Genomic DNA, 13,901 nt, shown 5'->3' with positions numbered 1-13,901 from the left:
CGAGTCGGCCACGATCCGAAGAATGGCAATTTGTCAATGAACCGGCAGGAAGTTGCCGACCGGTTTCTCTGCTATCAAGGAAACATTTACAGGGCCCGGTAACCATGCGAGCGACACGCGCATGCATGAACGTGTCCCGCAACGCCGGAGGGAAATCCGACGCCGTCAGGGGGCCGTCAGCCAGATGACGCTATTAACGGTGCTCCGGCACCATGGAGGGACAGCGTGAGGAAACTATCCGGGCCCGGGGCCGGCTTCACTGGCCTTTCGGGGTTGTTCTGGACCATCGCGCTGTTCAGCGCCGTCGTTAATGTCCTGATGCTTACGGCGCCGCTCTACATGCTGCAGATCTACGATCGGGTGATTCCGAGCCGCTCGCGCGAGACGCTGGTCGCGCTCACCATCCTGATCGCCGCGCTCTACATCATCATGGGCGCGCTCGACTACGTGCGGGCGCGGGTCGCGGCGCGAATCGGCGCGACCGTGCAGGCGCGGCTCGACTCGCGCGTCTTCGAGGCGAGCCTGCGCCGCGCGGTGCTGGCGAGCGAGCGCTCGAAGCCGGCCACCGGCCTCAAGGATCTCGAGGCGGTGCAGCGGCTCGCCGGCTCGCCGGTGCTCTTCGCCCTCTTCGACATGCCCTGGGCGCCCTTCTTCCTCTTCGTGATCTACAGCTTCCACCCGCTCCTCGGGCATCTCGCGCTCGCCGGCATGGTCTTCCTCGTCGGCGTCACCGTGCTCAACCAGCTCCTCACCAAGCGGCACGAGACCGAGGCGACCATCTCGACCCTCGTCGGCGACAATTTCGCCGAGACGGTGCGCCAGCAGAGCGAGATGGTGCAGGCGCTCGGCATGCGCGGCGCGGTGATGCGGCGCTGGCAGAAGCTGCGCGGGGCGGCGCTCGACGCCCAGCTCGCCTCCGGCGACCGGGTGAGCCAGTTCTCGTCCCTGACCAAGTCCTTCCGCTTCTTCCTGCAGTCGGCGATCCTCGGCCTCGGCGCCTACGTCGTGCTGCGCGGCGAGATGACCGCCGGCGCGATGATCGCGGGCTCGATCCTGCTCGGGCGCGCGCTGGCGCCGGTCGACCAGGCGATCGGCGGCTGGCCGCTGGTGCAGCGGGCGAGGCTCGGCTGGAAGAACCTCAACGAGCTCCTCGCCACCACCCCCGAGCTCGGCGAGCCGACCGCCCTGCCCCGCCCCGCCGCCAGCATCGAGGTGAGCCAGCTCTCCGTGGTTCCGCCGGAGCAGACCAGGCCGAGCCTCCGGCTGCTCGACTTCCACATCGAGCCGGGCCAGGCGCTCGGCGTGATCGGCCCCTCGGCCGCCGGCAAGTCCACGCTCGCCCGCGCGCTGACCGGCATCTGGCCGCCGGCCGCCGGCGTCATCCGGCTCGACGGGGCGGCGCTCTCCCACTACGACCCCGACGTGCTCGGCAGCTACATCGGCTACCTGCCGCAGGACGTGGTGCTCTTCGACGGCACCATCGCCGAGAACATCGCCCGCATGGCCGAGGAGCCCGACTCGCGCAAGGTGGTGGTGGCGGCGAAGAAGGCGGGCGCGCACGAGATGATCCTCGAGCTGCCGCAGGGCTACGACACCCGCGTCTCGGCCGGCGGCGCCCGGCTCTCGGGCGGGCAGAAGCAGCGCATCGGGCTGGCGCGCGCCTTCTACGGCGACCCGGTGCTGATGGTGCTCGACGAGCCCAACTCGAACCTTGACGCCACCGGGCAGGACGCGCTCAACTTCGCCATCCGCCAGGCCAAGGCCGAGGGCAAGGCGGTGGTCATCATGGCCCACCGCCCGGGCGGCATCGCCGAGTGCGACACCATCCTCATCATGGAAGGGGGCGCCGCCAAGGCCTTCGGCCCGCGTGACGAGGTGCTGAAGGCGCATGTGCGCAACTACGCCCAGGTCGCCGGCCGGATCGGCGCGCAGGAGGCACACGGATGAACGCCCAGGTTCGCGACCGCTGGGGCCTGAAGCGGCTGATGCTGCTCGGCTATTTCACGCTCTTCCTCCTCGTCTTCGGCATCGGCGCCTGGGGCGCGGTCAGCCGCATCGCCGGCGCGGTGGTGGGCGCCGGCGCGCTCGAGGTGCAGGGCAACCGCCAGGTGGTGCAGCATCCGACCGGCGGCGTCATCAAGGAGATCCACGCCCGCGACGGCGACAAGGTCGAGGCGGGCGACGTGCTGATCGAGCTCGACGGCGAGGATCTGCATCCGCAGCTCCTGACCGTCGAGGGCCAGTGGTTCGAGATGCTGGCGCGCAAGAGCCGCCTGCAGGCCGAGCGCGACCAGATCGACAGCATCACCTTCGACGCGGAGCTGACCTCGCGCCAGGCCGATTCGGCCGAGATCCGGGCGCTGATGGCGGCACAGCAGCAGCAGTTCGCCGCGCGGCTGAAGAGCCGCAAGGAGGAGGAGTCCCAGCTCCTCGAGCAGCAGACCCAGATCGGCAACCAGAACGAGGGCCTGGTCGCGCTGCAGGCGGCGACCAAGGAGCAGATCGGGCTGCTGACGCGCGAGATCACCGGCCAGCAGACGCTGCTCGACAAGGGGCTGACCGAGGTGACGCGCGTGCTGACCCCGCAGCGCGAGCTGGCGCGGCTCCAGGGCGTGGCGGGCCAGGTCGAGGCGAACATCGCCGAGAACCGCGGCAAGATCGCCGAGATCGAGATCCAGCGGGTGCGGCTCGTCTCCAAGGCGCGCGAGGACGCGATCGCCGAGCTGCGCGAGCTCGAGTTCCAGGAGATCGAGACGCGCGAGTCGCGCCGGCAGCTCCTCGACCGGATGGCGCGGCTCTATCTGCGCGCGCCGGTCACGGGCACGGTCTACGGCAGCTCGGCGGACACGGTGCGCGCGGTGATCCGCGCCGCCGAGCCGGTGATGTACGTGGTGCCGAAGGACTCGCCGCTCATCGTGCGCACCCACATCGACACCATCCACATCGACCAGGTGCACGTCGGGCAGGAGGCGTTCCTGCGCTTCTCCGCCTTCGACCAGCGCACGACGCCCGAGCTGCGCGGGCGCGTCATCGACGTGTCGGCCGACGCCTATTCCGACGAAAGGACCGGGCAGCGCTACTACAAGGCCGACGTCGAGCTCGACGCCAAGGAGGCGGAGCGGCTCGCCCATGTGACGCTGCTGCCCGGCATGCCGGTCGAGGCCTTCATCCAGACCGGCTCGCGCAGCGCGCTGAGCTACGTGGTGAAGCCGATGGCCGACTATTTCACCCGCGCCTTCCGCGACGACTGAGCCGCTGCCGCTCGGCGCTCGGCCAGGCGATCCTCGATACCGTCGAGGATGCGCCCGGCCAGCGTGCGGTAGTCGCCGTCGAAATGGTGCCCGCCCGTCGTCTCGATGATCTCCGCCCCGCTCGCGGCGATGCCGGGGCAGGCGCTGTCGCGCTCCTCCCGGCCGTAGAAGCACTGCACCAGCGGCGGCGGCAGCCGGGCCAGGGCGGGGCCGACCGGCGCCGCATCCGACGAGGCCGATCCCAGCCAGCCCGCCACGGTAATCTGCCAGTCGGCCGTCACCGCCGGCGCGAGCAGCGACAGCTGCACCACCTTCTCCCGCGCCTCGGCCGGCAGCTCGGCATAGGCGGCAGGCAGCACCCCCGCCCCGAAGGAATAGCCCGCCAGCACGACGTGCCCGACGTTCCAGCGTTCGGAATAGACCTCGATCAGCCGCGCGATCTCGGTCGCCGTCTCCTCCGGCGTGCGCGCGGTCCAGAACCAGCGCAGCGCGTCGAGCCCGACCGTCGGCACCCCCTTCTCCTGCAGCACGCCGGCGACCGACCGGTCGAGGTCGCGCCAGCCGCCGTCGCCGGAGATCATGATCGCCATGGTGTCGTGCGCGGCCGCCGCCGGCAGCTCGACGATGGCCGGCGCGTCGCCGGTGTCGGCCTGCCGCGCGATCGTGTCGAGGAGCGCGTCCCCGAGTGCCGCCGCCGCCGGCCCGGCGGCGGTCCTGCGCGCGAAGACGGTCCCGGCCGCCGCCATCGCGTCGGCGCGCGCCGCGGCGTCGGGCGGCGCCGCATCGGTCAGCACCAGCGTGAGCGGCGCCGGCGGCGCCCCGGCCGGCAGCGCATAGGCCGAGCCCGCCGGCCCCTCGTGCCGCGCCGCCGAGGTGCAGAGCGCCGTCGCGAGCGGCGCGCCCGCCGCCGGATCGACGACGACGGCCCCCCCGAGCGTGTCGGCCGGCGTCTGGGCCAGGATGTCGAGCGCGAGCGCGCCCCCTGCCCCGCCGCCGGCGACGATCGGCGCGTGAAAGGTCGTCGCCCCGCTCTGCCGTTCGACGACATGGCCGAGCCGCTCGAAGTCCGCCACGAGATAGACGCAGTCCTTCCCCTCGCCGTCGAGCGCGGCCAGATAGGCGGGAAGGTCGATCCCGATCACCGCCGCGCCCGCCCCCTGAAGCCGCTTCGCCACCGCGGCATCGGAGTCCGACCAGCCGCCCCCGCCCGAGAAGAGGACGACCGTCGCGACTGCCGGCCCGGAGGGCGCGAGGACGACCGGATCGGGGATCTGGCCCCCGTCGAGGCTACCGCCGGGGCCGGCGGCGCAGGCCGCCGGCCCGGACGGGACGGCGGACAGGAACAGGGCGGCGGCGAGGCAGGCGCGGAACATGGCCCTCACTCCTTCGGCCCGCGGCCGATGAGCCGCCTGGCATCGAGCAGCACCAGCGCGGGGCTGGCTCCCCCGGCGACCGCGAGATAGCGCGGCCGCCAGACCGGCTGCAGCTTGCTCTTGAAGCTGCGCAGGCCCTTGAAGTTGTAGGAGGGCACGCCCTCCTCGTAGATCGCCCGCCCGAGCCGGTGCCAGAAGGGCGCCGCCTCGCTGGCCGACAGGCCCGAGAGCGGCGCCATGCCGAGGTCGAACCAGCGGAAGCCCTCGGCCTTCAGCAGCTCGCAGAGCCGCAGGAAGAGGAACTCCATCCCGACGTTGGGAATTGTGCCGACATGGCGCATCAGATCGATCGCGGCCTCCTCGCCCGTCTCCGTCGTCATCAGCGTGGCGAAGGCGACGATCTCCGCCTCGCGGCGGAGCAGCGCGACCCGCTGCGAGGCGACGTAGCCCGGCTCGAAGGCGCCGAGCGAGAAGCCCTTCTCGCCGCCGCCGCGCTCGGCCAGCCAGGCCTCCGAGATCCGGCCGAGCCGGTCGAGCAGCGGCGGGACCGCCGCCGGCGGGACGATCTCGACCCGCAGCCCCTCGCGCGCGCCGCGGCTCAGCACGTTGCGCTGGCCCGATCGCGCCCCGCCCTTCAGGTCGAAGGCGCCGAGATCCACCCGCGCCTGTTCGCCGAGCTTGTAGAACCGCAGGCCGGCGTCGGCATAGAGCGCGAGATGCTCCGGCGAAACCTGGTAGAAGGCGGCGCGCCCTCCCTCGCGCCGCGCCGTCTCCACGAAGTGCCAGACGAGCTCGGGCCAGAGATCGACCGGCCCCACCGGATCGAAGAGCGCGATCCAGGAGGCGCCGCTGCGCCCGTACATCACGAAGGCCCGGCCGTCGGCGGAGAAGATCAGCCGCTTGTCCCCCATGCGGACCAGGTTCGCCGCCGCGACCGGCTGCCGCCCGACGATCGCGGCAGCCCGGTCGATCTCCTCCGGCAGCGGCCCGGACAGCGGCCGGCGCGCCGGGCGCAGCAGCGACCAGAGGGCGGCGAGCCCGGCGACGAGGCTCGCCCCGAGCAGCGCGCGCAGCCCGCGCGGCGCCTCGGCCGAGATCTCGAAGCGCAGCCAGCTCTCCGTGCCGAACTCGACGTGGCGGAAGACGAAGCGCAGGATGACCCAGGCCGCGACGAGCACCACCGCCACCGCCGCGAGCCACTGCGGCCCGAGCCGTTGCGCGAGCAGCGTCGAGCGGCGGTCGAACTCGTTCCGCGCGAGAAGCAGCGCCAGCACGAAGACCGCGAGCGCGCCGGCCTCGTAGATGGCGATCGCCTTGACCAGCGACAGCACCAGCGCCGCGCAGGCCGCGGCGAGCGCGACCCACCAGGCGCCGTCGAGGCGGAAGGCGAGCCCCCGCGCCGAGATCATCAGCAGCGCCCCGAGCAGGGAGGCGAGGAAATGCGCCCCCTCGATCAGCCCGAGCGGCAGGTAGCGGTTGAGCCACTCGAGGTCGATCCCGCGCGCGGGCGTGACGGCGGACAGGACGAGCATCGCGCCGAGGACGAGCGCGAGCGCCGCGAGCGCCTGCGGGGCGAGCCCAGCGCCGGCGCGCAGGGCGGCGGCCGCCGGGCCGTGCTGCGCGAGCCGCCGGCCCTCGACGAGCGCGAGCCCTACCGCGGTCAGCGCCAGCGGCAGTACCTGATAGACCAGCCGGTAGAGCGCGAAGGCGGCGAGAATCCCGGCCGTCGGCGCCGCGCCGCCGAGCGCGGCGAGGAGCACCGCCTCGAAGACCCCGAGACCGGCCGGGACGTGGCTCAGGATGCCGAGGACGAGCGCCACCGCGAAGATCGGCAGGAAGGCGGGGAAGCCGACGGTGCCTGCCGGGAGCAGCACCCAGAGCGCGCCGGCCGCCATCGCCGTGTCGGCGACGGTCACCGCGAGCTGCCGCAGCATCACGCCGCGCGACGGGAGATCGAGGCTGCGCCCGCGGCCCCAGGGCAGCAGGACGCGCCGCCCGGCGGCGAGCAGCAGCAGCCCGAAGGCGGCCAGCGTCGCCAGCGCCGCCAGGGTGACGAGCGCCGGCGACAGCGCGGTGACGCCGGTCAGCGTGCGCACCGCCCAGAGCGCGCCGATCGCGGCCGTGACCGCGAGCCCGGCGCCGAAGGCCACGGTGACGAAGACCACGGCGCGCGCGACGTCGCCGGGCGTGAGCCCGAGCGGGGTGTAGTAGCGCAGCCGCACCGCCCCGCCGCTCAGCGGCCCGAAGCCCGTGGTCTGCGCCACCGCATAGGCCGCGAGGGCGGCGGGCGCGATTCGGCGCCAGGGCTGCGGCTTGCCGATCGCCGCGAAGGCGTTGAGGTCGTAGAGGGTGAGCGCGGCGAAGCTGGCCGCCGTGAAGGCGACGGCGGCGAAAAGCCGCCACCGCGGCGTCGCGAGGAGCGCCTCGACCACCGCGTCGTAATGGGTTTCGTGCGCGAGCCGCCGCAGCACATAGGCCGCGAGCACCACCATCGCGAGCGTGAAGGCGGCCGTCAGCCAGCCGCGGCGGGCGGCGGCCCACGTCGCGATCCGCGCCAGGACGCCGGATCTCTCGTCCGGCGCGCCCATTCCGGGCGCCGTCTCCGGGATTTCCGCGCTCATCCGGCCCCTCGCCTGCGGCCCCTGGATCAGCATGTGGGTCAGCATTGCGCGATGCATCTTGTGGCCGGATTACCGGCGAATGAAAGATGATTCACTGTCGCGGTCCGCTGCATCGGCTACCCTGTCGGGGCGCCGGGGCTGTTGCGGCGGGGACTCGGTCGGGCGGGAATCGCTCGGGGCGGGTCGATTGCTGTGTGCAGCGCACAACGGGTCCCTTGCGGCGGGAACGGGCTTATACTGTTATCGTGACGATTGTCGTGACGACGCGTTTCCGGGGGTAGCAGTGGAAGAATCGGTGATGGTCGGGCGGGCAGGCGGAACCGGCGCGGGCGTGTCCCCGCGGCGGGACGGTCCCGTCATGCGCCGCCGCGCCTTCCTCGCCGGCGCGGCGATGCTGCCGCTCGTCGGCGCCCCGCGCGTCCTGCTGGCCGACGACGCTCCGCCCTTCAGTCGCTCGGTCGTGCTCGAGCGGGCGCGGGCGCTGGCGGCGGAGGCCTTCGCCTGGCCCGACGCGCCGCCCGCGGCCATCGCCAGGCTCACCGCCGAACAGTACGCGATGATCGGCTTCCGCGAGGAGCAGCGGCTCTTCGTGGACCCCCCCACCGGCTTCGCGGTGGATCTGCTGCATCCGGGCTTCATCTACAGCATCCCGGTCGAGATCTTCCTCGTCGAGGGCGGCGCCTCGCGAAAGATCGAGTACGACCCCGCCCTCTTCAACTTCGGCGACGTTCCGCCGCCCGAGCCGGGGATGAACCTCGAGTTCGCCGGCTTCCGCGCGCTCACCGCGCTCAACCAGCCCGACCTGCTGCAGGCCTTCGCCATCTTCGCCGGGGCGAGCTACTTCAAGGCGGTCTCCAAGGGGCAGGCCTTCGGGCTGAGCGCCCGCGGCCTCGCCATCGGCACCGGCGAGGCCGAGGGGGAGGAATTCCCCTTCTTCCGCGCCCACTGGCTCGAGACGCCGGGCGAGGGGCGCATGGTCGTGCATTCCCTGCTCGACGGCCCGAGCGCCGCCGGCGCCTACCGCTTCACCATCCGCCCCGGCGATCCGACGCAGATCGACGTCGAGGCGACGATCTTCGCCCGCGAGAACATCGCCCACCTCGGGCTGGCGCCGCTGACCTCGATGTTCCTCTTCGACGCCAAGGACCGCGGCGAGCACGACGACTTCCGCCTCGGCGTGCACGATTCCGACGGGCTCGCCATGTGGAACGCCCAGGACGAGCGGATCTGGCGGCCGCTGCACTCGCCGCGGCTGCTGCAGATCAGCGCCTTCGCCGATTCGGGGCCGCGCGGCTTCGGCCTCGTCCAGCGCGAGCGCAGCTTCTCCGACTACGAGGACCTCGGCGCCGCCTACCACCGCCGGCCGAGCGCCTGGGTCGAGCCGATCGGCGACTGGGGCAAGGGCCACGTCGTCCTGGTCGAGATCCCCTCGGGCGCCGAGATCCACGACAATATCGTCGCCTACTGGCGCCCGGAGGAGGATATCGCCAAGGGCAACGAGATCTCGCTCACCTACCGCCTGAGCTGGGGCTGGGACGCGCCGGATCTGGCAGGCCTTCTCCGCGTCGAGCGCACCCTCTCCGGCGCCGGCCGCAACGGCCGCCGCCGCTTCGTGGTGGACTTCGCCGGCGACGCCCCGAACCCGATCCGCGCCTCCGCCGTGCAGCTGGTGGCGCAGGCCAATCCCGGCAGCCTGCACGACGTGGAGATCGCCGAGAACCCGGAGATCAACGGGCTCCGGATCAGCGCCGACCTCGATCCCGAAGGCGCGGACAGCGTCGAGATGCGCCTCGAGCTGCGCTCGGGCGACCGGCGCATCGCCGAGACCTGGATCTACCGATGGAGCAGCTGACGCTCCCCCCGCGCGACCGGACCGCCACCGCCCCGCTGCCGGCCGAGGCGCCGCTCGAGATGCCGGTGCAGTCGCTCGACCGCTACGACCGCGCCCGCCGCAGGCGGCTGCGCGGCGAGACCCCGGCCCGCCTCGCCCGGCTCGTCCTCGGGCTGACCGCGCTGGCGCTGACCGCCTGGCTCGTGCGGCAGATGTGGCTGGTGCTCTCGGTCGGGGGCATGACCAGCGTCGAGCAGGTGATGCTCGTCCTCTTCGTCATCAACATCGCCTGGGTCGCCTTCGGCGCCGTCTCGCCGCTGATCGGCTTCCTGCTCGGCCCGGGCCGGCGCGCCGGCGGCGAGGGGCCGCCGCGGAGCCGCACCGCCCTCCTCATGCCGACCTACAACGAGGACCCCGCCCCGGTCCTCGGCGCCGCCTGCGCCATGCTGCGCGACATCCACGCCCGCGGCGCCGGCGGGGCCTTCGACCTCTTCATCCTGAGCGACACCACCCGCCCCGACGTCTGGCTCGACGAGCAGGCGCTGATCGACGCCGCCCGCGGCGACCCCGACATCGGCCCGCACGTCTTCTACCGCCACCGCGGCCGCAACGCGCGCCGCAAGGCCGGCAACATCGCCGACTGGGTCGAGCGCTGGGGCGGCGCCTATCCGTTCATGCTGGTCCTCGACGCCGACAGCCTGATGGAGGCCGACTGCATCATCGAGCTCGCCCGCCGCATGGAGGCGGACGAGACGCTCGGCATCCTGCAGACCTCGCCGCAGCTGATCGGCGGCGCCACCCCCCTCGCCCGCGTGCAGCAGTTCGCGAGCCGCGTCTACGGCCCGGTCCTCTCCCGCGGCCTGCGCGCCTGGTTCGGCAACGCCGGCAACTACTGGGGCCACAACGCGATCATCCGCACCCGGGCCTTCGCCGACTGCGGCGGCCTGCCCGAGCTCCCCGGCAAGCCCCCCTTCGGCGGGCTCATCCTCAGCCACGACTTCGTCGAGGCCGCGCTCATCCGCCGCGGCGGCTACGCCGTGCGCATGGCCGACGACCTCCCCGGCAGCTACGAGCACGCGCCGCCGAACCTGATCGAGCTCGCCGGCCGCGACCGGCGCTGGTGCCAGGGCAACCTGCAGCACGCGCGCCTCCTCGGCACCGCCGGGCTCCACCCGCTCAGCCGGCTCCACCTCTTCATGGGGGTGATGTCCTACCTCGCCTCGCCCCTCTGGCTCCTCTTCCTCCTCGCCGGCATGTCGCTCGCGCTGCACGCCTACCTGGTGCCGCCCGACTATTTCCTCGACCAGTGGTCGCTCTTCCCCGACTGGCCGCGCATCGACCCCGAGCGCGCCATGCTGCTCTTCGGCATCTGCATGCTCGTGCTCTACCTGCCGAAGCTCCTCGGCGTGGCCACCTTCCTGCGCGAGCGCGCCGCCCACGGCGTGCGCGGCACCGTCTTCCTCGGCCTCATCGCCGAGATCCTGCTCTCGGCGCTGGTCGCCCCGATCATGATGATGGCGCAGTCGAGCGCCATCGCGCAGATCCTGACCGGTCGCGACAGCGGCTGGGCGGCGCAGGCGCGCGACGCCGACCGGGTGCCCCTGCCGCTGCTCTGGCGCTTCCACCGCCGGCACGTCCTCGCCGGCATCGTCCTTGCGGTCGCCGCCGGCGCCATCTCCTGGCGGCTCCTCGCCTGGATGAGCCCGGCGCTCCTCGGCCTCGTCCTGGCGGTGCCGCTCTCCTCCTTCATGGGCAGCGCCCGCGCCGGGCGGCGGATGGCGCGGCTCGGCCTCCTGGTGACCCCGGAGGAGCGCACGCCCCCTGCCCTCGCCGCCGCCGCCGAGCGCGAGGCCGAATGGCTGCGCGCGCATGCCGAGCCGCCCGCCGACATCGCCTGCCTCCTCGCCGACCCCGCCGCGCTCGCGCGCCACCTCGCCTGGCTCGACCCGCCGACCTCGCGCCGGCGCGGCGAACCCGACGCCGCGCTCGCCAGCGCGCTGCTCAAGCTCGCCGACGGCTTCGGCCCCGACGCGCTCGACCCGCGCGAGAGCTTCGCCGTCCTCTGCTCGCCGCCGACCCTCGCCGGGCTCGCCCCGAAGCGCGGCCGGCGCCCGGGGGCGGGCGGCGGCAGATGAACGATTTTTAACCCTCAGGCGAGCGCCCCGTCAGGTCCGCCGCCGATCTTCTCTGCCGACCCCCCCGCTGCGGGGGGCCGTGACACGAGCAGACGAGAGGTTTCCTTCCCATGACGCGCATCGCGACCTTGCTCAGCACCACGGCGCTCGCCGCCACGGCCGGCGCCTGGATGGCCTGGGCGCCCCTGGCCGGCGCCGAGGCCCAGATCGAACCGCCGCGCCCCGCGGTGGCGGAAGCGTCCGACGCCGTCGCCGACCTGGTCGAGCACACCAGCCCGGCGGTGGTGACCGTGCTCGCCACCCAGGAGGGGCCGGAGGCGCCGGAGATGGGCCCGATGGACTCGCCCTTCGGCCCGGGCTCGCCGTTCGAGGAGTTCTTCCGCCGCTTCGGCATGCCGGAGGGCGCGATCCCGATGCCGCCGAACCAGGGCGGTCCCGGCCAGAGCGACCGCGTCGCCCTCGGCTCGGGCTTCGTCATGGAGAAGGACGGCTACATCGTCACCAACAACCACGTGGTGGACAATGCCGAGAAGGTGAAGGTCCGCCTCTCCGACGACCGCGAGTTCGACGCCGAGGTGATCGGCACCGACAAGCAGACCGACCTCGCGCTCATCAAGATCGACGCCGACGACCTGCCGGTGCTCGAGCTCGGCGACAGCGACCATGTGCGCGTCGGCGAGGACGTGATCGCGGTCGGCAACCCGTTCGGCCTCGGCGGCACCGTGACCCGCGGCATCGTCTCGGCCATGGCGCGCGACATCTCGGCCGGCCCCTACGTCGACTTCATCCAGACCGACGCCGCCATCAACCGCGGCAACTCCGGCGGCCCGCTGCTCGATCTCGACGGCAAGGTGATCGGCGTCAACTCGGCCATCTACTCGCCGAACGGCGGCTCGGTGGGCGTCGGCTTCGCCATCCCCTCGAACACGGTCAGGAACGTGGTGGCCCAGCTCAAGGACGGCGGCGAGGTCGAGCGCGGCTGGCTCGGGGTGCAGATCCAGAACGTGACCCCGGAGATCGCCGCCGCCATCGGCCTCGACGAGCCGCAGGGCGCGCTCGTCGCCGACGTGGTGCCCGAGAGCCCGGCCGCCCGCAACCTCGAGGTGGGCGACGTGATCCTCACCTTCGACGGCAAGAAGGTCGCATCCAGCCGCGAGCTGCCGAAGCTCGTCGCCGCCGCCTCGCCGGACAAGGAGGTCGAGCTCGGCATCCTGCGCAAGGGCGAGGAGCAGGCCGTCTCCTTCAGGCTCGGCAAGTTCGACGAGACCCGCATGGCCTCGGCCGAGACCGGCGAGACGCCGTCGAAGGCCTCCTCCGACCGGCTCGGCGCCACCCTCGCGCCGATCACGCCCACGGCGCGCCAGGAGCTCGGGCTGGACGACGAGGTGAGCGGTGTCGTAATCACCTCGCTCGACGGCAAGGGCCGCGCCGCCGATGCCGGGCTCGAGGTCGGCGACGTCATCCTCTCGGTCGGCCATACCCCGGTGCAGACGCCCGGCGACGTAGAGAAGGCGCTGCACGCCGCCAAGACCGATGCGGTCCTGATGCAGATCGACCGCCACGGCGCGAAGATCTTCGTCGGCGTCAAGCTGGCGTAGCACCCTCCGTCCCGGCCCCGGGGGAGGAGGGTCCGGGACAACCGGCCCGTCCGGCTGCGACGGACGGGCCACGAAGGCCGGCGTTCACCCCTCGCGCCGGCCTTCGATCATGAAGGAGCGAGAGCGATGGCGCGGCGCATCCTGGTGGTCGAGGACGACCACGACACGCAAGACTATCTCGCCAAGGCGCTGCGCGAGACCGGCTATACCGTCGAGGCGACCGCCTCCGGCCGCGAAGGTCTGGTGCATGCGCTCTCGGGCGCCTTCGACGCCCTCCTCCTCGACCGCATGCTGCCCGACCTCGACGGCCTCTCGCTGCTGAAGTCGGTGCGCGCCGCGGGCGTGCAGACCCCCGCCATCATGCTGACGGCGATGAGCGCCATCGACGAGCGGGTGCGCGGGCTGCGCGCCGGCGCCGACGACTATGTGGTGAAGCCCTTCTCCTTCGCCGAGCTCTCCGCCCGGCTCGAGGCGGTGCTGCGCCGCCCGGCCGAGACCCGGCCCGAGGAGACCCGCCTCGCCTGCGGCGACCTCGAGCTCGACCTCATCGCCCGCACCGCCCGCCGCGGCACGCGGACCGTCGAGCTCCTGCCGCGCGAGTTCCAGATGCTCGAATACCTGATGCGCCGCCAGGGCCGCGTCGTCACCCGCACCATGCTGCTCGAAGGGGTCTGGGACTACCGCTTCGACCCGCGCACCAACGTCATCGACGTCCATATCTCGCGCCTGCGCCGCAAGATCGACGCCGAAGGCGAGCCGCCGCTCATCCACACCGTGCGCGGCTCGGGCTACAAGCTCGCCGCCCTGTCCTGACGGCGGGCGCCGGCGGTGTTCCGCAACGCCACCATGCGCCTCGTCGCGGCGCACCTCCTGCTGGTCGCCGTCTCGACGGCGCTCGTCCTCGGCTCGCTCTACTGGCGGATCGGCGGCGTCATCGACACCGAGCAGCGCGCCGTGGTCGAGGCCGAGATCCGCGGCCTCGCCGACGATTTCGCCCGCGGCGGCACGCCGGCGCTCGCCGCCGACGTCACCGATCTCACTTCCATTCGGGATGCGGTCGGGCAAGCGGCGGCGGCCTTCGGCGGCATCTCC

At 72.9% G+C, this 13,901-nt stretch carries 9 protein-coding genes; 7 read left to right on the top strand and 2 right to left on the bottom strand.

Annotated features, from left to right (window positions below):
• Positions 1–225: 225 nt before the first annotated feature.
• Both Q0112_RS10975 and Q0112_RS10970 read left to right on the top strand, forming a co-directional pair.
• Complete coding sequence (locus tag Q0112_RS10975) at positions 226–1,947, top strand: type I secretion system permease/ATPase (protein WP_297975154.1); 1,722 nt, start codon at positions 226–228, stop codon at positions 1,945–1,947.
• Positions 1,944–3,251 carry an HlyD family type I secretion periplasmic adaptor subunit gene (locus tag Q0112_RS10970; RefSeq protein WP_297975151.1) on the top strand — a complete coding sequence of 436 codons (1,308 nt, stop codon included), beginning with the start codon at positions 1,944–1,946 and terminating at the stop codon, positions 3,249–3,251. The genes Q0112_RS10975 and Q0112_RS10970 overlap by 4 nt, the downstream gene beginning before the upstream one ends.
• On the opposite strand, the gene Q0112_RS10965 is transcribed toward Q0112_RS10970, so the two are convergent.
• Positions 3,221–4,624 (bottom strand): AcvB/VirJ family lysyl-phosphatidylglycerol hydrolase, encoded by a 1,404-nt coding sequence (locus Q0112_RS10965; RefSeq protein WP_297975148.1) that lies wholly within the window; start codon positions 4,622–4,624, stop codon positions 3,221–3,223. The genes Q0112_RS10970 and Q0112_RS10965 overlap by 31 nt on opposite strands.
• A 5-nt stretch (positions 4,625–4,629) precedes the next feature.
• On the bottom strand, positions 4,630–7,245 hold the full coding sequence (mprF, locus tag Q0112_RS10960) for a bifunctional lysylphosphatidylglycerol flippase/synthetase MprF (protein ID WP_297975146.1): 2,616 nt from the start codon (positions 7,243–7,245) through the stop codon (positions 4,630–4,632).
• Between the two features lie 358 nt (positions 7,246–7,603).
• Here mprF and Q0112_RS10955 point away from each other — a divergent pair, with 358 nt between their 5' ends.
• The 5 genes from Q0112_RS10955 to Q0112_RS10935 all read left to right on the top strand — a co-directional run.
• Positions 7,604–9,097, top strand: a complete 1,494-nt coding sequence (locus Q0112_RS10955) for a glucan biosynthesis protein (RefSeq protein WP_297975143.1) — start codon at positions 7,604–7,606, stop codon at positions 9,095–9,097.
• A complete protein-coding gene (mdoH, locus tag Q0112_RS10950; RefSeq protein ID WP_297975140.1) occupies positions 9,085–11,211 on the top strand; it encodes a glucans biosynthesis glucosyltransferase MdoH in 2,127 nt (708 codons plus the stop codon). The genes Q0112_RS10955 and mdoH overlap by 13 nt, the downstream gene beginning before the upstream one ends.
• 110 nt (positions 11,212–11,321) lie before the next feature.
• The gene (locus Q0112_RS10945) at positions 11,322–12,809 is read left to right on the top strand and encodes a DegQ family serine endoprotease (RefSeq protein ID WP_297975138.1); all 1,488 of its coding nucleotides are present in this window, start codon (positions 11,322–11,324) and stop codon (positions 12,807–12,809) included.
• A gap of 126 nt (positions 12,810–12,935) precedes the next feature.
• Complete coding sequence (locus Q0112_RS10940) at positions 12,936–13,622, top strand: response regulator transcription factor (RefSeq protein ID WP_297975135.1); 687 nt, start codon at positions 12,936–12,938, stop codon at positions 13,620–13,622.
• A 15-nt stretch (positions 13,623–13,637) separates the two neighbouring features.
• Positions 13,638–13,901, top strand: a 264-nt coding sequence (locus Q0112_RS10935) for a hypothetical protein (protein ID WP_297975132.1), incomplete at its 3' end; no start/stop codon positions are given.

The organism is uncultured Amaricoccus sp., assembly GCF_937858865.1.
GTDB lineage: Bacteria > Pseudomonadota > Alphaproteobacteria > Rhodobacterales > Rhodobacteraceae > Amaricoccus.
This window is presented reverse-complemented; position numbering and strand designations above follow the sequence as displayed.